Source organism: Nocardia sp. NPDC049149 (assembly GCF_043197455.1).
Lineage (GTDB): Bacteria > Actinomycetota > Actinomycetes > Mycobacteriales > Mycobacteriaceae > Nocardia.
Genome location: NZ_JBICTD010000004.1, coordinates 165,557 through 185,943, shown reverse-complemented (window position 1 = coordinate 185,943; position 20,387 = coordinate 165,557). Strand labels below are relative to the sequence as shown.

General features: G+C 66.3%; 10 protein-coding genes. 8 read left to right on the top strand and 2 right to left on the bottom strand.

The features are described from left to right. Positions 1-348 precede the first annotated feature (348 nt). The 6 genes from ACGFNJ_RS16680 to lipB all read left to right on the top strand — a co-directional run bounded on the left by ACGFNJ_RS16680 (position 349) and on the right by lipB (position 13,211). The gene (locus ACGFNJ_RS16680) at positions 349-5,403 is read left to right on the top strand and encodes an amino acid adenylation domain-containing protein (protein ID WP_393448166.1); all 5,055 of its coding nucleotides are present in this window, start codon (positions 349-351) and stop codon (positions 5,401-5,403) included. Then, positions 5,400-9,818, top strand: coding sequence for a MupA/Atu3671 family FMN-dependent luciferase-like monooxygenase (locus ACGFNJ_RS16675; protein ID WP_393448164.1), 4,419 nt, complete (start codon positions 5,400-5,402; stop codon positions 9,816-9,818). Before ACGFNJ_RS16680 ends, ACGFNJ_RS16675 begins: the two co-directional genes overlap by 4 nt. Continuing rightward, complete coding sequence (locus tag ACGFNJ_RS16670; protein ID WP_393448162.1) at positions 9,815-11,002, top strand: thioester reductase domain-containing protein; 1,188 nt, start codon at positions 9,815-9,817, stop codon at positions 11,000-11,002. Before ACGFNJ_RS16675 ends, ACGFNJ_RS16670 begins: the two co-directional genes overlap by 4 nt. Further along, positions 10,999-12,264, top strand: a complete 1,266-nt coding sequence (locus tag ACGFNJ_RS16665; RefSeq protein ID WP_393448160.1) for an amidohydrolase family protein — start codon at positions 10,999-11,001, stop codon at positions 12,262-12,264. Before ACGFNJ_RS16670 ends, ACGFNJ_RS16665 begins: the two co-directional genes overlap by 4 nt. Beyond that, positions 12,261-12,458, top strand: coding sequence for an MbtH family protein (locus ACGFNJ_RS16660; RefSeq protein WP_393448158.1), 198 nt, complete (start codon positions 12,261-12,263; stop codon positions 12,456-12,458). Before ACGFNJ_RS16665 ends, ACGFNJ_RS16660 begins: the two co-directional genes overlap by 4 nt. An 84-nt stretch (positions 12,459-12,542) precedes the next feature. Next, complete coding sequence (gene lipB, locus ACGFNJ_RS16655) at positions 12,543-13,211, top strand: lipoyl(octanoyl) transferase LipB (protein ID WP_393448157.1); 669 nt, start codon at positions 12,543-12,545, stop codon at positions 13,209-13,211. Between the two features lie 80 nt (positions 13,212-13,291). Here lipB and ACGFNJ_RS16650 read toward each other — a convergent pair whose 3' ends face one another. Then, positions 13,292-13,693 carry a hypothetical protein gene (locus ACGFNJ_RS16650; protein ID WP_393448156.1) on the bottom strand — a complete coding sequence of 134 codons (402 nt, stop codon included), beginning with the start codon at positions 13,691-13,693 and terminating at the stop codon, positions 13,292-13,294. A 431-nt stretch (positions 13,694-14,124) separates the two neighbouring features. Between ACGFNJ_RS16650 and ACGFNJ_RS16645 the strand changes: the two genes are divergently transcribed. Further along, positions 14,125-17,304, top strand: coding sequence for an FAD-dependent oxidoreductase (locus ACGFNJ_RS16645; RefSeq protein ID WP_393448154.1), 3,180 nt, complete (start codon positions 14,125-14,127; stop codon positions 17,302-17,304). 1,158 nt (positions 17,305-18,462) lie between these two features. Here the strand turns inward: ACGFNJ_RS16645 and ACGFNJ_RS16640 are convergent. Then, the gene (locus ACGFNJ_RS16640) at positions 18,463-19,737 is read right to left on the bottom strand and encodes a hypothetical protein (protein WP_393448152.1); all 1,275 of its coding nucleotides are present in this window, start codon (positions 19,735-19,737) and stop codon (positions 18,463-18,465) included. 256 nt (positions 19,738-19,993) lie between these two features. Here ACGFNJ_RS16640 and ACGFNJ_RS16635 point away from each other — a divergent pair, with 256 nt between their 5' ends. Continuing rightward, complete coding sequence (locus tag ACGFNJ_RS16635) at positions 19,994-20,386, top strand: RidA family protein (protein WP_393448150.1); 393 nt, start codon at positions 19,994-19,996, stop codon at positions 20,384-20,386. The last annotated feature ends 1 nt before the right edge of the window (position 20,387 follow it).

Sequence of the window (20,387 nt, the reverse complement as noted above, 5' to 3'; positions counted from 1 at the left end):
AAGTGTTTCCGTCCACTGTGTGTGAATCACACTGAACAGACGCTTGTTTCCAGGCCCTCGCGATCCCGAGGCCGAGTGGAACCCCCGGATCCCATTAGAGAGACGAGTCCGGCGGACGGCAACGAACGGGGCCACTCAGCGGCCCCGTTGCGTCGCGATGGTCACCGACCGGTTTGATTGCGCGCGCTGGACCAGGGCCGATGAGCGGCCCGACGCCTTGCTGTCGCGATACGGGCGGACTTACCTGGATCCCGGACATCCGCCGGGCGCACCGGCGATGAGCGAGATCCTCAGCATCGGAAAGGCTTTCACAACCATGCCAATAGGCGCCGAAGGAGCACGGATCCGATGATCGACGGGGACAACACATTTCTGCATCGCGTGGTGGCCAGGCATGCGTCCACGCACCCCGATGAGTGCGCCGTGGAATGCGGTGACCGGCGAGTGAGTTACGGCGAACTCGTGTCCCGTGCCGACGACCTTGCGGCCGTGCTGCACGCACATGGCGTCGGACCGGATCGCGTGGTGGGGTTGGCCGTTCGCCGCTCTCCCGAGTTCGTCATCGGACTGCTCGCGATCTCCCGCGCGGGTGGCGCCTGGTTGCCGCTCGATCCCGGCTATCCCCGGGATCGACTCGACTACCTCGTCACCGACGCCGCGGTGGAGCTGCTGGTTGCCGATGACGTCGGCTATGAAAAGTTGAGGCGCAAGGATATTCGCCGCATCGATCCACTAGGCCCTGTGTCCATGGGCATGCCGGGCGTACCGGAGCCAGCACTGATCGGCGACAACCTCGCCTACGTGATCTACACCTCCGGCTCCACCGGTCGCCCCAAAGGGGTGATGCTCACACACAACGGCTTGGGCAATCTGATCGCCGCACAGGCGCGAACTTTCGGGAGCGAGCGCGAGCGCAGAGTCTTCCAGTTCGCCACGGCCAGCTTTGATGCCTCGGTGTTCGAGATCGTGCTTGCGCTCGCCTGCGGCGCGACCATCGTCCTTCCTGCGCTCGGATCCATGCTGGCCGGAAAGGAACTCGGTGATCTGCTCGCATCGAGCCGGGCCACGCACGTCACGTTGCCGCCCTCCGTGCTCGCCACGGTGCCCGACCGGGAACTGCCGACGTTGCGGACGCTGGTCTGTGCCGGGGAGGCGTTGTCCTCCTCGCTCGTTGACACTTGGGCACCCGGCCGCCGAATGGTCAACGCCTACGGTCCGACCGAGGCGACGGTGTGGGCGACTGTCGCCGAAATCCACCCTGATGGCGGTAAACCGTTGATCGGCAGTGCTGTTCACGGCGTCGACGTTGCGGTAGTGGATGCCGGGCTGGGTGTGCGACAGAGCGGTGAGCCTGGCGAGCTGGTCATCGCGGGCGCTGGAGTCGCGCGCGGCTATCTGAGGCAGCCCCGTCGCACGGCGGAATACTTCGTGCCCGACCCGCGCGGCACCGTGCCCGGCGGGCGGATCTACCGCACTGGCGATCTGGCCAGGGCTCTGCCTGACGGGCAACTGGAGTTCCTCGGCCGGTTGGACGACCAGGTGAAGGTGCGTGGCGTCCGCATCGAACCCGACGAGATCGCGGCGGTGCTTCGCGAGCATCGCGAGGTGCGGGACGCCGCCGTCGTCGCGCACCGCTACGGCGACGAGGATCGGCTCGTCGGATACGTCGTCGGCACCGCCGATCCAGCACACCTACGCGACTTCCTCGGCCGGCGGCTACCCGTGCAGCTGGTGCCCACGATGATCATCCGGCTGCCCGAGTTCCCGTTGACGCCGAGCGGCAAGCTGGACCGCGCGGCGCTGCCCGCACCGAACCCGGCCGACGTCGGACGGTCGCGCGCACCGAGCACGCCGAGCGAGCACGCCATCGCACGCATCGCCGCCGAGCTGCTCGGCATTCCCGAGATCGGCGTCGATGCGGACTTCTTCGCGCTCGGCGGTCACTCACTGCTGGCGGCGAAACTCGCTGCCCGGGTGCGCGCCGAGCTGGCCGCGGAGCTACCGCTGGCCGCGATCCACGACACACCGACGGTCGCAGAGCTGGCCCGCTATCTGGACACCGCGGCGAATGTGCCCCTGCTGCCCGCCATTTCACTTGTCGGCCGTGATACTCCCTTGCCACTGTCCTTCCCGCAGGAACGAGTGTGGTTCCTAGAGCAGCTCTCCCCCGGTAATCGGGCCTACTACGCGCAGGCCACGGTACGGCTGCGCGGCCCGCTGCGACACGATGTGCTGGAGCGGACATTTCAGGAGATCGTGCGCAGGCACGAGATCTTCCGCACCCGTTTCGGCTGGACCGACGGCATGCCGACGCAGGAACCACTCGCCGACGTCGAGGTCGAGGTACCGCTCATCGATCTTTCGCATCTCGCCACGCAGGGAGCCGAGCAGGCCGCCGAAGACGTTGTCGCGCACGCAATCACCGAGCGGTTCGACCTGGCGCGGCCGCCACTGATCCGATGGCTGCTCGTCCGCATCGCGGTGGATGATCACCTCCTCGTGCATGTGGAGCACCACCTGGTCCACGACGGATGGTCGTTCGCCGTCTTGCTGCGCGAACTGCGGGAGATCTACCCCGCATTGGCGCTCGGCAACGCCGCATCGCTACCCGAGCCTTCGGTTCAGTACGCGGATTTCGCTGCCTGGCAACGCGAGTGGATGCGTGGCGACGTGCTGCGCAGCCAGTTGGCGCACTGGAAACAGCGACTCGATGGCGCCAAGACCGTGTTGGATCTGGCCACCGACCGGCCGCGACCGCGGCACCAGGATTTCGCGGGCGCCGCGCTGCGCGTCGAACTCGAGCCCGCTCTGTGCGCACGATTGCGCGCATTCGGCCGCGAACGGGGCACGACCCTGTTCGTCACGATGTTGGCCGGATTCGCGGCGCTGCTGCACCGCTACACCGAGCAGACGGACCTGCTGATCGGCACCGGTGCCGCCAACCGCCGCAGCGCCGAACTCGAGCAGGTGATCGGGATGGTGGTCAACACGCTGGTGCTGCGCATTGATGCCGCGGGCGAGCCGACCTTCGATGAGCTCGCGCAGCGGGTGCGCCGGACCGCGATCGAGGCGAACGAGTGGCAAGACGCACCCTTCGACCGAGTGGTCGACGCGGTGGCGCCCGCCCGCGATGCCTCACGAAATCCGCTGGTGCAAGCCATGTTCAGTTTCCACGATGCGGCGGTGCCCGAGTTGGACTTCGCCGGTGTGCGCGGGACTGTGCTGGAGCGGCACAACGGCTCGGCAAAGTCCGACCTCAACGTGGTCGTCGTGCCGTTGGCCGAACAGCGCGCCGGTACCGACCAGCGCGCCGAGGACGAGCCCATCACCCTGATCTGGGAATATGCGACCAGCCTGTTCGACGAGTCGACGATGCGCCGAATGGTTGAGCACTATCAGCGGCTGCTCGCGGCGGCGCTCGATGCGCCTGAGCGGATGATCGGCGAGCTTCCCCTGTTGTCGCCCACTGAGATTCGACAGGTCACCAACGAATGGAACAGCACCGCAAGCGATATCCCGCTCGGGACGATACATGGACTGTTCGAGGATCAGGTCCGACAGCGACCGAATGCGGTCGCGCTGGTCTGTGACGGTGCCGAAACGACATACGCCCAGCTGAACCGGCGAGCCAATCGTATCGCCCACCTGTTGCGCGAACGCGGTGTCGGGCCTGATGTTCCGGTCGGTGTCCTACTCGACCGCGATGCCGACCTCATCGTCACCCTGCTAGCGGTACTCAAGGCTGGTGGCGGCTATCTGCCGCTGGATCCCACCTATCCCGCCGAACGGCTGACGGCCATGCTGTCCGACGCCGGCGCGACCACGGTCGTGACGGATACACGCCATCTCGACCGGCTGCCCGACGAAGCGCCAGACCCGATCCTGCTCAATCGCGAGCGGCTCGAGCGTTGGCCCACTACGGATCTCGTCGAAACCACCACGCCGCGCGGGCTGGCCTACATTCTCTACACCTCCGGGTCAACGGGACGGCCGAAAGGCGTACTGGTCGAGCATCGTTCGGTGCTCCGGCTGGTCTTCGGCCAGTCCTATCTCAGGTTCGGTCCAGAGCAGCGTTTGCCGCAACTGGCCGACATCTCTTTCGACGCCGCGACTTTCGAATTGTGGGGCGCGCTGTTACACGGCGGCAGTGTGCACATGGCCCCCACCGATGCGGCGATCACGCCTGGGTGGCTCGGCGGCTGGCTCCGCGAGCACCGGATCACCGGGATGTTCTTGACCACCGCACTGTTCAACGCGATCGTCGAGGAGCACCCGGACAGCTTCGCCTCGCTCGACACGCTGTTGATCGGTGGTGAAGCGCTCGATCCGAATACGGTGCGCCTGCTCTTCGACGGAAGCCCGCCACGCCGCGTCCTGAATGCGTACGGACCAACGGAGACAACCACATTCGCGGCATACCAGCAGATCGACACCGCCCCGACGGACGCCGCGCCCATTCCGATCGGCCGGGCCATCGCCAACACCACCTGCTATGTGCTCGACCGCCATGGACGATGCGTGCCGATCGGTGTACCCGGCGAGCTGTACATCGGTGGGGCCGGGGTCGCACGCGGATACGCGGGGCGGCCGCGGACCACCGCCGCATGCTTCGTCCCTGACCCCTTCGGCGCTCCCGGCGAACGGCTGTATCGGACCGGCGACATGGTGCGCTGGTTGCCGTCCGGCGTGCTGGAATTTCTCGGGCGCGGCGACGATCAGGTCAAGATCCGCGGATACCGCATCGAACCCGGCGAAGTCGGCGCGGCGCTGGCCGGTCATCCCGCCCTCGCGCAGGCAATGGTGGTCGCGCGCAAGCAGGATGGCAAGCACCGGCTCGTCGCATATCTGGTGGGCAAACCGGACACACCGGCTCCCTCCGTCCCCGGCCTCCGCGCCTTCCTGCGCGACCGACTGCCCACACCATGGCAGCCCGCCGAATTCGTCTACCTCGACGTGCTGCCGCTCACCGCGCACGGCAAAGTGGACCGCGCCGCGCTCCCGGCGAGCAGCGGCGCCAGGCCCGAGCTGGCGGTCCCCTTCGTCGAGGCACGCACCCCGACCGAGCGGCGACTCGCGCGGTGGTGCGCCCAGCTGCTCGATCTCGACCAGGTCGGCGTCGACGACGACTTCTTCACCCTCGGCGGCAACTCCTTGCTGGCGATGCGGCTGGTCGGGACCGCGTGCCGCGAGTTCGACACCACGGTCGCGCTGAGCGAGTTCCTTTCAACGCCAACCATTGCCGCACTCGCCGCCGCGATCGACGTAAGCGGCGCCGACGACGACCGGATCGACCGGGCACAGGAGCTCGCCTTCGAGGAGTTGCTCGCACTGCTCGACGCACTCACCGATGAGCAGGTCGACCAGTACCTGCAGACCTATTCCGACACCGAGGAAACCGCATGACCGAAGACATCTCGACCGGCGACCGCCGCGCACTGCTCGCAAACATGTTGCGGCACAACGGTTCCGGTAGGCCGCTGTCCTATCCGCAGCAGCGGTTGTGGTTCCTCGACCAGCTCGATCCGGACAGCGCCGTCTACAACATGCCGCTCGGGTATCTGATCACCGGGCCGTTGGAGGTCGAGCCGCTGCGGCGCGCGTTGAGCGAGGTGGTGCGCAGACATGAGGTGCTGCGCACGGTCTTTCTCGCCGATCAGGGCAGGCCGTGGCAACTGGTGCTCGATGCGGCGCCGGTGGACGTCCCCGTGGTCGATCTCGCCAGCGACCCCGATCCAGCGGCCGCGGCGGCCCGGCTCGCCGAGGAGCAGGCGCGCACGCCGTTCGACCTGTCCCGTGGGCCCGTACTGCGCGCGACGCTGCTGCGGCTGGCACCGACGCGGCACCGGCTGTGCCTGACCATCCATCACATCGTCTGCGACGGTTGGTCGATCGACGTGCTCGGCCGGGAGTTGTCGGCGCTGTATGCGGCGTACCGACTCGACCGGTCCTCGACGCTGCCCGAATTACCCATCCAGTACAGCGATTTCGCGCAATGGCAGCTGCGCAGGCAGCAGGGCCCAGCATTCGACGACGCAATGCGCTACTGGCGCGAACAACTCACCGGCGCACCGGCGACCGCGCTGCCCAGCGACCGGCCACGGCCAGCGGTACAGAACTTTCGCGGTGCGCACCTCGGCTTCTCGCTGTCGGAGTCGGTGACCGCAAGGGTTTCGGCCATTGGTCGCCGCGCAGGAGCCACGCCGTTCGCCACCTTGCTTGCCGTCTTCGCGGTGCTGTTGCAGGCGTCCAGCGGTGCCGAGGATGTCGTGGTCGGCACGCCGATCGCCGGTCGGCTGCGTCCCGAATCCGCTGATCTCATCGGGTTCTTCGCGAATACCCTGGTCCTGCGGGTCCGCCCGACCGGCGAACAGACCTTCGCCGAATTGGTCCGTGCGGTGGGTGAACTCACCAGAAACGCTGTCGCGCACGGCGATGTACCGTTCGAGAAGCTCGTCGAGGAGTTGCAGCCCGACCGCGATCTCGCTCGCAATCCGCTGTTCCAGGTGCTGTTCAGCTATCACGAGCAGGAGGCGAGCGCTTGGCGACTGCCCGGCTGCGACGTGTCGGCGGTGCCGGGCGACAGCGGCACCGCCAAATTCGATCTGAGCCTGAGCATCACCCGGACCGGCGGTGCTTGCACCGGGCGGTTGGAGTACAGCACCGAGCTGTTCGACGCGGCGACCGCCGCACGAATCGCCGAGCAGTTCCAGCACTTGCTGACCGAGGCCGTCGAGCGGCCCGATCGCCCGATCCGGCACCTGCCGACCATGCCCGATGCCGAACGCAGGCGGGTGCTGGTGGCGTGGAACGAGACGGCGGCGGCGCTGCCGAACGCTGCACTGCTGCACGAGGAATTCGAGGCACGCGCGGCCCGCGATCCCGAGCTCACTGCAGTACTCGCCGACACCGTCTCCGGGACTTCGACGTTGACCTACGGCGAACTGAGCCGCGGCGCGCATCGTCTGGCTGACCGGCTCCGCGCACTCGGCGCCGGACCTGACACCCTCGTCGGTATCTACCTGGACCGGTCGCCGGAGCTGATGGTCGCGCTGCTCGGCGTGCTCACGGCAGGTGCCGCCTATCTGCCGCTGGATCCCAGCTATCCGCCGGAACGGATCGCGTTCATGGTGGCCGATTCGGGTACGCAGATCGTGCTCACCCGGCGCGGGCTGAGCGCGGATATCGCCGACATCCCCGTAGCTCGCGTCGAAGTAGACAACAACGATCAGCTCGCACTTGTTGCGGCGCAGTTCGATACGCAACCTTCGGCATCGCCCGACAACCTCGCCTACGTCATCTACACCTCCGGATCAACGGGCCGCCCGAAGGGTGTGATGATCACCCACCGCAACGCGATCGGCTTCTTCGCGGGCATGGATGCGGTATTCGGCCGACCGTCCGCACCGGATCCGGGCACTTGGCTCGCGGTGACCAGTGTCTCGTTCGATATCTCGGTCCTCGAACTGCTGTGGACCATGGCCCGCGGGTACCGGGTCGTCCTGCGGGCCGACCCGCCGTCGACCGCCGACACCGGAGCACACAGCCCGGCTGTCCCGAATTCGGTCCGCGCCAGGACCATGGAGTTCAGCCTGTTCTACTTCGGCGGCGACGACGGCGGCGATGCGGCCGACCGATACCGGCTGTTGCGCGAAGGCGCGAAGTTCGCCGACCGCAACGGTTTCCACGCGGTGTGGACGCCGGAACGGCACTTCCACGACTTCGGTGGTCTCTACCCCAATCCGGCGCTGACCAGTGCCGCGCTCGCCACCATCACCGAGCGGGTGCAGCTGCGCGCGGGCAGTGTCGTGCTGCCGCTGCATGATCCGATCCGGGTTGCCGAGGAATGGTCGGTGCTCGACAACCTGACCGGCGGCCGGGTCGGCGTCTCCGTCGCATCCGGCTGGCACGCCAACGATTTCGTGTTCGCACCGGACGACTATGCCGACCGCAAGGCCGTGATGATCCGCGGCGTCGAACAGGTCCGCGCCCTCTGGCGCGGCGACGCGCTCAAACGCCGCGGCGGGACCGGCGCCGAGGTGGCGGTGCGGGTGTTCCCGCCGCCGGTGCAAGCCGAGCTACCGATATGGATCACCAGCGCGCGCAGCCCCGAAACCTTCGCATTGGCGGGCGAACTCGGTGCCGGCCTGCTCACCCACCTGCTCGGTCACAGCACCGGACAGCTCGCAGAGAAGATCGCGCTGTATCGGCAGTCCTGGCGCGAGCACGGGCACCAGGGCGACGGGCACGTCACGTTGATGATGCACACGTTCGTCGGGTCCGATACCGAGGCGGTGCGCGAGACGGTCCGAGAGCCGTTGTGCCGCTATTTGAAAACCTCCTTCGACCTGATCGCCGGTCTCGGCACGACCATGGGTCGCGGCACCGACTTCCACGATCTGTCCGAGCAGGAGCTGGATGGGCTGGTGCACGAGGCGTTCGATCGGTTCTTCGACACAGCCGGTCTGCTCGGCACGCCCGAAACCTGTGCCGACACCGTCGACCGGCTCAAGGCGATCGGCGTCGACGAGATCGCCTGCCTGATCGACTTCGGCGTCGACCACGGCTTGGTCCTCGATGCACTCGAAAACCTCACCGACGTACGGGCTCTCAGCGAGGAGCGGCGCCGGGTCGCCACCCTGGATGTGTCGTTCGCCGAACAGCTGCGTAGGCATCAGGTGACCCATCTGCAGTGCACGCCTGCTCTGGCCGGATTGCTCGCCGCGGACGCGGACGCCCGCACCGAATTGCACGGTCTGCGTGAACTTCTCGTCGGCGGTGAAGCGCTGCCCGACACGCTGGCCGACGAGCTGTCCGGGCTGGTCGCGGGCCGCGTGCACAACATGTACGGTCCGACCGAGGCCACGGTGTGGGCGACGACCAAGCCGCTGACGGGCGGGTCGGTCGGCATCGGCCGCCCGATGTCGAATGTGCGTGCCTACGTGGTCGATCGATGGCTGCGGCCAGTCGGCGTCGGCGTGCCCGGTGAATTGCTGTTGGGCGGTGGCGGAATCGCCCGCGGCTACTGGGCGCGGCCTGCGCTCACCGCAACCCGATTCGTCCCCGATCCGTTCTCGGGCGTAGCAGGCGCACGGTTGTATCGCACCGGTGATCTGGTGCGGTGGCGCGCGTCGGGCGAGCTGGAGTTCCTCGGTCGCCTCGACCATCAGGTCAAGATCCACGGCCATCGCATCGAGCTCGGCGAAATCGAGAACCACCTGGCGGCCCATCCAGCTGTCGGGACCGCGGTCGCGATGCCGACCGGGGTCGGCGCGGCGCGTGGCATCGTCGCCTACTACGTCGGCGTCCCCGGCGCTGACCCGGTGGATTCCGCGGTACTACAGGTGTTTCTGCGTCGGTCGCTCCCCCACTACATGCTGCCGTCGGCGATCGTCGAGTTGCCGAAGTTCCCGCTGACCACCAACGGCAAGATCGATCGGCGGGCGCTGCCGGAGCTGTCGCAAGAACAGTTGCCGCGCAGGGAGTTCCGACCACCGGAGAACAAGCTGGAGCAGTCCATCGCGGAGCTGTGGACCGAGCTGCTCGCCGTGGATCGTGTCGGCAGCGACGACAACTTCTTCGAAATCGGCGGCAACTCGCTGCTCGCGGTGCAAGCCAGAAGCCGGTTGCGCGACACGTTGCACCGGGAACTGTCCCTGGTCGATGTGTTCCGCTACCCCACGCCGCACATGTTGGCCGCGGCGTTGAGCGGCGACGGTTCCGGCGACGCGGCCATCGCTGCCGCACGAGCGGGCGCTGGCCGACGCCGTTCTGCGTTGGCACGGAGCGGCGGACACCGGCGCGGAGGGACAGCGTCATGAGTCAACTGCTTCTGGATGTCGCACTGGACCCGAGCATTCGCGCCTCGGGGGCACCGAGCGATGGGCCCGCCGAGACCGTCCTGCTCACCGGTGCCACCGGATTTCTCGGCGGGTACTTGTGCGCCGAGCTGTTGTCACAGACCGATGCCGAGATCTACTGCCTGGTCAGGGATCGCAGCAAAGCCGCAGGGGCAGAACGCATTCGGCGTCGGCTGAGCTCGCTCGGCGTGCCCGTCGCTCGGTTCGAGCGCATCGTCGCGGTACCGGGAGATCTTTCCCGCCCTCGGCTCGGGTTGCCTCGCGCGATCTTCGACGATCTCGCGAAACATATCGACGTCATCTACCACAGCGCCGCCTCGGTAGATTTCCTGCACCCGTACCGTGCCTTGCGCGCCACCAATATCGCTGGCACACAGGAGGTGCTGCGCCTGGCGGCACACACCCGGAGCAAGCCGGTGCACCATGTCTCCACGATGTCGGTGCTCGTCGGAGCCTTTCCTGCCCGGCCGCAGGCGGTCTTCGAGAGTGCCGAACCACCACCGCCGATCGGGGCCGATACCGGCTATACCGAAAGCAAATGGGTGGCCGAGTGCATTCTCCGGCTCGCCCGCATCCGTGGGCTGCCGGTCTCGATCTATCGGCCGAGCATTCTCTGGAGCGACAGCGCCACCGGCATTTCCAATGCGGACGGCTACCTGACGAAGATGATCCAAGGCTGCGTCGCGCTCGGCGCCGCGCCGCTGCGGGACTATCCGCTCGAGGTCTCGACGGTCGACTATGTCGCGAGAGCCCTTGTCGCACTGTCGCTTCACTCATCCACTGGCGTCTACCACCTGGTCGATCCGCAACCGATGCCATGGAACGCCATGTTCGAGTACATCCGGGCGGCGGGCTATCCGATCCGTGCCCTCCCCTACGACCAATGGTTCGCCGCGCTCACCGCACACGTGGACGGCGGCAACGACAACGCGCTGGCCCCGCTCATCGGCAAGTTGGCGAACGCACCCGATCGCCACATTCCGCGCATCGACTGCGCCAACACCACCGCCGGACTGGCGGGAACCGGGATCGCGCCACCCGTCATCGACGCCAACTACTTCGCCACCATGCTCCAGCATTTCGCCGACCTCGGCCGGATCCCTGAGATGCCAGCGCGAACCACCACCTATTGGGGAGCGAAATGACGCTCAGAACAACGGTTTTCACCGGTGCGACCATCATCGACGGCACCGGCCGCGATCCGATCGGCGACAGCGCGATCCGCATCGACGCGAGCGGAATTCAGCAGGTCGGTCACCAGATCTCCAGCCGCGGCAGCGATGTCGTCGACGTGACCGGATTGACCGTGCTCCCTGGTCTCATCGACGCGCACGTGCACCTCGGCTGGTCGAGCAACATGCAAGCGGTGCTGCACGGTGAGCTGTCGGCCGCCGAGCGGGCCGCGGACATCTTCAACAACCTCCAACAAACCCTCCTTGCGGGTTTCACCACGGTCCGCGACACCGGTGGTCTCGACCTCGGCGTCATCCGGGCCGTGGAGCGCGGGCTGGTGCCCGGCCCGCGGATCTGGGCCTGCGGTGCGGGCCTGTGCCAGTGCGGCGGGCACGGCCACCTGCATTCGCCGCTCCAATCAGCCGACGACCCTTACCGGCACGACATCCGCGGCCTCACCGCGATGGGGCGTTACTGCGACGGCCCCGATCAAGTCCGGCACGCCTGCCGAGAGGTGTTCCGGCGCGGCGGTTCGTTCCTGAAACTCTCGGTGACCGGCGGCGTCATCTCCTTCACCGACGCGCTCGGCGACACCCAGTTCGCTCAGGAGGAAATCGCGGTCGCCGTCGCGGAAGCCAAGGCGCGCAACACCTATGTCACCGTGCACGCGCACAACGCGGTGGGCGCGCGCAACGCAATTCGAGCAGGCGTCGGCGGCATCGAACACGGCACCGGAATCGACGAGGAAACCGCGGCACTGATGGCCGACCACAACGTCCACCTGGTGCCCACCCTGGCGATCGCGCGAATGATGCTGGAAAACTTCGACGAGCACGGCTTGCCCCCGGAGATCAAAGCCCGCGTCGGCGATACCGAAAAGGGCATGCGCGAAGCACTTCTCGCTGCCCGCGCAGCCGGCGTGCTGGTCGGCTCCGGCTCCGATCTCGTTGGGCCGGTGCAGAATCGCCGCGGTCTCGAACTCGTCCTGAAGGCGGAAGTCATCGGCGCCATGGCCGCGATCGAGTCGGCCACCGCGATCAACGCCCGCATCATGGGCGTTGCCGACCGGCTCGGCACCCTCGAACCCGGCAAGTACGCCGATCTCATCGCAGTCGATTTCGACCCGCTCAGCACACCCGAACTGTTCGACGATCCTGCCCGCGTCGTGCTGGTCGTCAAGGGCGGCCGAATCGTCAAGGACACCCGCGAAACCAAACAGGAGACCCCGGCATGAACTACCTGGTCGTCATGAACACCGAAGAGCAGTACTCGATTTGGGACGCCGCCCAACCCATCCCCGCAGGCTGGCGCGCCGAAGGCTACTCCGGCTCGAAAGACGAGTGCCTCGACCACATCGAACAGGTGTGGACCGACATGCGCCCCCTCAGCCTCCGAATCCACATGGACCAGTCACGATCCGACCGTTGATCACGACATCCACAAACCTTGGGCACTGTTCACAGCCGTTGTGAACAGTGCCGAGCCTCTGTGAATCCCCTGGGCGTGGTACCTATGAAAGTTGTGAAAGTTCGCCCGCTGGCTTTGATCGACGACACCGACCGGCTCATCGAGTATTCGGCCGCGATGGAGCGGATGCAGGCGCTGTGGCAGGAACGCGTCGAGGAGCGGCGACCCGACACGCTGTGGCTGCTCAGCCACGAGCCGATCTTCACCGTCGGCCGCCGCACCCCCGAGGCGCATCTGCCTGCACCGGAGACCAGCATCCCGGTGCTGGAGACCAATCGCGGCGGGCAGCTCACGTATCACGGCCCTGGGCAGCTGGTCGGTTATCTCGTGGTCAAGCTGCGGCACGGGGAAGGCGTGGTCGATTACATCCGCGAGGTCGAATACCGGATGATCGTGGCGCTCGAAGCGCTCGGCATCGCCGCCGAACGCCGGGACACCCCGCCCGGTTCGGAGTTGCTGACCGGAGTGTGGACGACCACCGGTCGCAAGATCACCTCGATCGGCATGCGAGTGGGCCGCGGCGTCTCCACCCACGGATTCGCACTCAACGTCACCGGCGACCTGGACCCGTGGCGGATGGCCATCGCCTGCGGGCTGCCGGATGTGGACATGACCTCGGTCGAGCGCGAGCTGGTCGACCGCACCGCGCCCACCTTGGACCGGGTCGCGAAGACCGTCGCCGCAGCATTCGAAGCCAACGTTCTCGTGCGATGACGAGGGCGGCAAGCTGCGTCGGTGCAACACGGATCTCGCGTGCGGCTCTTCGGCTGTGCGACTGAACCCGGTCGTAGGGACTATTTCGTCGTGCTGTCCGGTGTGTCCAGCACAGTGGCGGGGACACCATAGGGCAGGAAGCGCACCCGACGGCGCTCGTCGGTGTTGTCGCGATGCGCGCGCAAAGCTTCGAGCTCGTTCGGGAACACCTGTTCGACCCTGGCGTCACCTGCGTCGTCGATGCTGTAGATGACCCACACTCCGCTGCCGGTCTCGCCGGTGGTCTCGTCGTCCGGTTTCGGCCGCCGCGTGCGGTCGGGTTGCTGCACGAATTGACCGAGCAGCGACGCCAGCGTCTGCACGCTGGCGCGGTCGATGTACTGACCGGCCTTTCCGACAAGGTCACGGAAATCGATCCCCGCGTCCCGCAACGCGCGTTCGAAGTCTTCCGGATCGATCCCAAAAGGCCTTTCGGATGCCATCAGATTTCCTCCTGGACGAATTCGGGCTAGGACTTCAGTGTCCTCGCGTAACCCGGATTTCGCCACGCCCGGAAATCCGGACGCGCCGGGCCGCTCCGTGCCTGCGGTCGGCGGCGCCGAAATCGACCTGTGATCACGACCGAGGACCGCCGATCACGACACGCACGACGTGGCGATTACCGGAGCTGTCCGAGGGTTAAGCAAACCTTGTTGAACTTGCACTCCGCGGTCGCATCGATTTCGATGACGTGTCGTATTACGTTGGGTGGGAGGAACATCCAGGATCGCCGTGACGAAACCGTTACACAACCGTGCTGATTCGCGTACTCTCCAAGCGGATTCACCGTTAGCTACTTCATCACTTGGTTGTGGGCGGTCGGCGCCGGCCTGGAGACCGGCGCCCGTTGACATGACGGTCGAGGTCATACGGTATGAGCACACGAACAGAAGCGCTGAGTACTGCGCCGCGCCGATCGGGCGACGATCAGGACACCGGCGCGATAACGCTGCCTGGTGCATCGTCGAACTGGCACAACGCATTCCGCCGATTCGGCGGACGCAGCGGCATGAAGAGCGGTCCGCCGTTGATCGAAATACGCGAGCCAGGCGCGCCCGCCCGTCGGCTGATGCTGGCGGGCCCGACCACCTTCGGCAGGGACTGCGACGGCGAATACATTGCCGATAAAGCGGTTTCGCGGCAGCACCTACGATTTGTGCCGAGCCCGACCGCGCTGTCGCTGGTCGATCTAGGCAGCTCCAACGGCACCGCCGTCAACGGCACCGTGCTGACCGGGCGGGCCGCGCTGACGACCGGCGACGTCGTTCAGCTCGGCGACACCGACATCGTCGTGCTCTACACCGGGACCGCGGAGCCGTCGGAATCGACCGAGGACACGAAGGTCGATCTGCCTGCCCTCGTGCCGCCGGACGCCGACCAGCCGTCGTCGCCGCTGATATCCGTACTGAACCGAGTGCTGGGGATCGATCCCACCGGCAAACGAAAACTGTTCGCCCCCTCCACCGAATTGCCCACCCGCGTGCCACGCGAGCTCTGGCATGTGGTGCGGATCGCGAGCATGGTCGCCTACCTGGCCGTGCTGATCGCGATGTTCGTCCGGCCCGCGGGCGGGTTGTTCGTATTCTTCGGCGTGGTCGTGCCGCTGCTGCCAGGACTGTTCTTGATCGCGCCAGGGTTGTGGCGCAATAGTTGCCCGCTGGCCGCGGCGAATCAGATTCCTCGGGTGCTGCGTTTCACCAGAGGCCGAACCCCACCCCAATGGCTTTATGGTCGAGGCTATCTGGTGTCGATCACGCTGTTCTTCGGCATCGCGGGCGCTCGACTAGCCGGACTCGATCGCAACGGGGCGGCGGCGGGCATCGTGCTGGCGTTGGTCGCGGTCAGCGCTTTCACCGGCGGAGTGATGTTCAAAGGAAAGAGCGGTTGGTGCAGCAGTATCTGCCCGCTGTTCGCATTGCAACGCGCCTATGGGCAGACACCGTTCGTGACGGTGCCCAACAGTCACTGCCAGCCGTGCGTCGGCTGTGCCAAAAACTGCTACGACCTCAAACCGCGTCCGGCCTATCAGTCGGATCTGACCGATCCGAGCCGGGCGTGGAGTCAACCGCGCAAGCTGTTCGCTGCCGCGTTGCCAGGATTCATTCTCGGCTTCTTCACCCTGCGCGCCGACACCGGAACCGGCCTGCTGCGGCAATATTCGATGCTGGCGCTCTTCATGGTTGTCGCGGTCGGTGTGTTCTTCGCCATCGAGTCGCTCACACCATTGAGCGCGCCGACCATCAGCGCGGTTTACGCGGCCATTGCCCTCAATATCTTCTACTGGTTTTCCGGAGTGACCCTGGCACAGTCGTTCGAGACGATCACCGGGTTGAGCGCGCCATGGCTACGGTGGCCGATCAGCGTCGCGGTCCTGGCGATCACGCTGGTGTGGATCGCGCGAACCAGGGTCGTCGAGGTGCAATTCGCGGTCAGCACCGGAGCCAGGACCGAGCCGATGCTGCTGCCGTTCCCGAGGCGACGGCCGAGCACCGCGGACAAGCCGAGCGAATCCACCATCTCGGTCCACTTCGAACCGAGCGGCACCCGAGTCGGCGCCGATCCCGGCATGAGCCTGCTCGACATCGCCGAACGCGGCGAACAACCGATCGAAGCCGGATGCAGGATGGGGGTGTGCGGCGCCGACCCGGTCGCCGTGCTCGACGGCATGTCGTGCCTGTCGCCGCCGGGACAGGATGAGCAGAACACGTTGCGCCGCCTCGGTTTCGCGGACAACACCCGAATGGCGTGCTGCGCGCGGATCAGCAGCGGCACGGTCAAGGTCGCGCTGACGCCGGAGCCGGGCAACGCGAAGCCGATCAGGCCGACGCACTTCGATCGTTCCGTCGTCAGCGCCGTCGTGATCGGCAACGGCATCGCGGGCGTGACTGCCGCCGACTTCCTCCGGCGCGGCCATCCCGATTGCGAAATCCATGTCGTCGGGCGGGAATCGAGCACCTTCTACAACCGCATGGGCATCTCCCGGCTGGTGTACGGGCGCTCGGCGATGCAAGGACTGCAGCTGTTACCGGATCGGTGGTACGACGACCATCACATCGTCGCCTGGTTGAACACCCTGGTCACCGGTATTGATCTGGAGGCACGCCGGGTGTTCCTCGGCACCGGCGACGCACTGCCCTACGACCGGTTGATCCTCGCCATGGGCGCCAGCAGCGCCCTGCCGCCCATCGAAGGGCTCTCGCGCCCAGGATGTTTCGTGCTCCGCGAAGCAGGCGACGCGACATGGATCCGCTCCTACGTGCAACGATTCCACTGTGCCAACGCCGTAGTCGCCGGCGGCGGGCTCCTCGGTCTCGAGGCCGCGTACGCGCTCAGCCTGCTCGGCCTGCGGGTCACGGTGCTGGAGCGCGGAGAACGGTTGCTGAGCAAGCAAATCGACGCGCGCTGCTCACAGTTGGTGCTCGAACACTTCCTCCGAAACCGGATCCAGGTGTTACGAAACGCCGAAACCGTCGCCGTCACAGGCGATCCCGCAGTGAGTGGCGTGCTGCTGCGCGACGGCCGCACGCTGGACTGCGATCTGTTCCTCACCGCAACCGGCATCCGCCCCAACATCGAACTGGCCCAGGCCGCCGGGGTGCCGGTCGGCCGCGGCGTACTCGTCGACGATCGAATGAGCACCAGCATCCCCGGCGTCTACGCTGCGGGCGACGTCGCCGAGCATCGCGGGCAAGTGCCCGGCCTCTGGGCGATCGCCGCCGCCCAAGCCGAGATCGCCGCCGAGAACGCCCTCGGTGGCGACCGGTCGCTCGTCGAGACCATGCCGACCACCATCCTCAAAGGTGCCGGCCTGGAATTGTTCGCCATCGGAAAGGTGGAACCGGAATTCTTGGACGAGGTCATCATCATCGACCGCCCACACTCCTACCGCCGCCTCATCCTCTCCCAGGGGCGAGCGGTAGGCGCCACCGTCCTCGGACACCACCCCGCCGACCTGGCCGTAGCCCAACAAGCAGTCCGCAACCACATCGTCGTCCCCCTAGCCGCCCGCGCAGCCCTACACGCCGGCGACTGGTCCGTACTCCAGTTCACCTAGGCGAGCGGCCCTCCCGAGACGCTCGCAACACAGACGCACTCGCACGAGTGGTACACGGTGGAGGCGACACGCCGTAAACGCCTCCGTCATGTACCACTCGTGAACCACCACCCACGCGAACGGGACATGGCTGCACCAACTCTCGCGCCGGAACCATGCCTAGCCAGCGAGCCTCGCATCGACGTCAGAGAATTGGTCGCTGACCCGAATTGACGGGAGAGAAATGGTTGCCGAGCGGCGTTGACCGTAGTCGAATGGTTGCCGAGCGGCGTTGACCGTAGTCGAATGGTTGCCGAGCGGCGTTGACGGTAGTCGAATGGTTGCAGAGTTCATTGAGGGTAGTCCAATGGTTGCCGAGCCGTGTTGACGGTAGTGAAATGGTTGCTGCGCGCCATTGACGGGAGTCCTATGGTTGCCACCCGCCCGAAAACGGCCACCATACGACTCCCGTCAACCTCCCTCGAGATCACTTCCCCGAAAAGATCTTTGAACCGGACCACAGCCAAGCAACCCGGTCTGGGACGAGAGAACCCGCACCTGACAGCGGAGGTCAGCCGGGTACGGCACCCGACGCCACCACGCTATCCAGTGCAAACCCCGAAACCGTCCCGCTCGCCAGGAAACCGTTCAACCCGCGGATAAACCACCACCCCAAACGCAACACGCCCCACGAAACCCGAACCAACCCCCAAAGCCGCGCCCCTCCAAAGCCGCGCCTGTCCGAGGCCGCGCTCCTCCAAAGCCGCGCCTGTCCGAGACCGCGCCCGTCCGAGACCGCGCCCGTCTGAGGCCGCGCCCCACGGGGCGGGTTGGGCTGCGGCCGTGCCGCTTTGGGCTCGGCGAAGGCAGAGCTCCTTCGGGTCCACGGTCTCCTGACGAGTACGGCAGTCCAGGGTTTGCACCGGATTAGCGTGGTGGCGTCGTCTGCCGTACCCGGCTGACCTCCGCAGTCGATCACGCGACCTCTCGTCCCAGCCGGGTCACTTGGCTGTGCTCCCGTTTCGAGAACTTCAAGATCAAAGACAGAGATTCAAGATCAAAGACTCTCAGCCGCACACTTTCTGTCTTTCCGCACACGATATTGCATGCCAAATCGTGTGCGGGAAGACAGAAAGTGTGCGGCTGCGGGGTTTGCAGGGCATCCACCTGGCGGCGGGGTCAGGGCTGGTCGGCTGGGACTACTTTGAGGCCGCGGATGGCGGATTCCAGGATTTCTGGGGTGCTGAAGAGGGGGCGGTGCTCGGTTACCTGGGTTTCGAAGGGTTTGTTGATCTCGGTGACGAGGGTGGGCCAGTCGTGCTGGACCTGCTGGGGGTACTTGGTCAGCAGTTCGCCGGAGATGTAGGCCCAGCGGTCGTCGAGCACTGACCAGTTCCAGTTCGGTAGTGGCAGAGTCAGCTTCATGGCTCGGCCGTCGGTTCCAGTGAATGGGATGGCTATTTGATGGAACTCGCGCGGCGCGACAACGCCGGCGACCGTCGGCGCGCCGACCACGGCCATCATGTAGGTGAGGGCCTCACCGACATTGCCCTTGTACGCGCGAACCCGATCCCAATGTGCGCCGACGATCTCCTGCTGCTCGCGTCGCATCAACGCAGCGTTGCCGACCGGGATGCGCTGCACGTCGCCGGAAGCGATGTCGCGCCACGCGTTCATGATGGTGTCGCCGAACAAGCCGGCAGCCTGCATCTCCTGCAGAGCGGGCAGCCCGCCAGTGATGTACGCCTCGTGCATCGGCACCAGATCGCTGAAGATGTTGCGCCACATGACCAGAACCTCGCTCAGCATGAATCGCACATCGGCGACCTGGAGCGTCCGTCCACTGTCCACGACCGCGGCCAACCCGCGCGGAAGCTGTCGCAACGCGTCAGGTCCCGCCGCCTGCTCCACCGCGCCGTACACACCCTGCGCGGCAGCGACGACAGCGGGCACCCCGTCGAGCGCGGTGCCCGCGTCGAGCGCCACCTGACCGTCGACCATCGCGCCGGCGAGCGCGGCGCCCGCCTGGCCCGCCATCCCGGCCCACTGCAGTTCAGGGTGCGCCAGCTGCAGCTGCTCGTAGTAGCGATACGTGTTGATCATGTTCTGCCGGTTGACGTTCATGCCCGCGCGCGGATTCCACGACTTCAGGTCGAGGCCTGCCTGCTCGGTCGAGTCGGCGAGCCAGTACTGGAGCAGCAGCGCGGCATAGCGGGTCGGCGCGATCCCGGCGGCCCGAACCTCATCCAACGCCTGGCCGAGTTCGACACGGCCGGAAGGCAGTTCGGGGTGCACACCGCCGGGACCGACCGAACCGTCCCGATTCACCAGCGGGAGGTCGAGATAACGATCCACGTCACCCGCCGCCGAGGCCGATGTCGCCGACAACAGACCGAGACCGAGCAACGCGACCAGCACCAGTCCCACGCCGCGCTGTATTCCGACGAAACGCATGTATTAGTCCTTCCGCCGATAGCTGCGGCGTATCAGTTGTCGTCCGGCGCGAAGCCTAAGGTCCGCGCATTAGGCGAGCGCAACAGTTCACGATCCCTGGATCCGCGTTAAGCCGCGCTCAACCCACACCCGGCGCCACCTCGGCAAAATATCGCGCGACCTCGCCAGACGAATCCGCTAACTTGATCGTGCCCGTCCAGCGAATGCCGTCTCGCGTCGCGCGCGCAGGCACACCGGTGAAGAAGAAGGTGCGGCAATGCTCGAGATCATCCAACCCGAGGGTTTGGACACGCCGAAGACCTATAGCCATGTCGTGGTGGCGACCGGGAGTCGCATGGTGTTCGTCGCGGGTCAGATGTCCGACGACCTCGACGGCAACCTGGTGTTCGCCGGTGATCTGGCGGCGCAGGCTCGCCAGGTCTTCGCCAATCTCGGCCGCGCCCTCGCCGCCGCCGGAGCGCGACCGGATCAGGTCGCCAAGATTACGATCTACGTTGTCGGTCATCGCCCGGAATATCTGACCGTCATCGAAGAGGCCCGGATTGCGCTCTTCGGTGACCACAAGCCGACCGATGTCCTCCTCGGCGTCGAAACACTAGCTGCGCCAGGGTATTTGATCGAAGTCGACGCGATCGCGGTCATCGACTGAC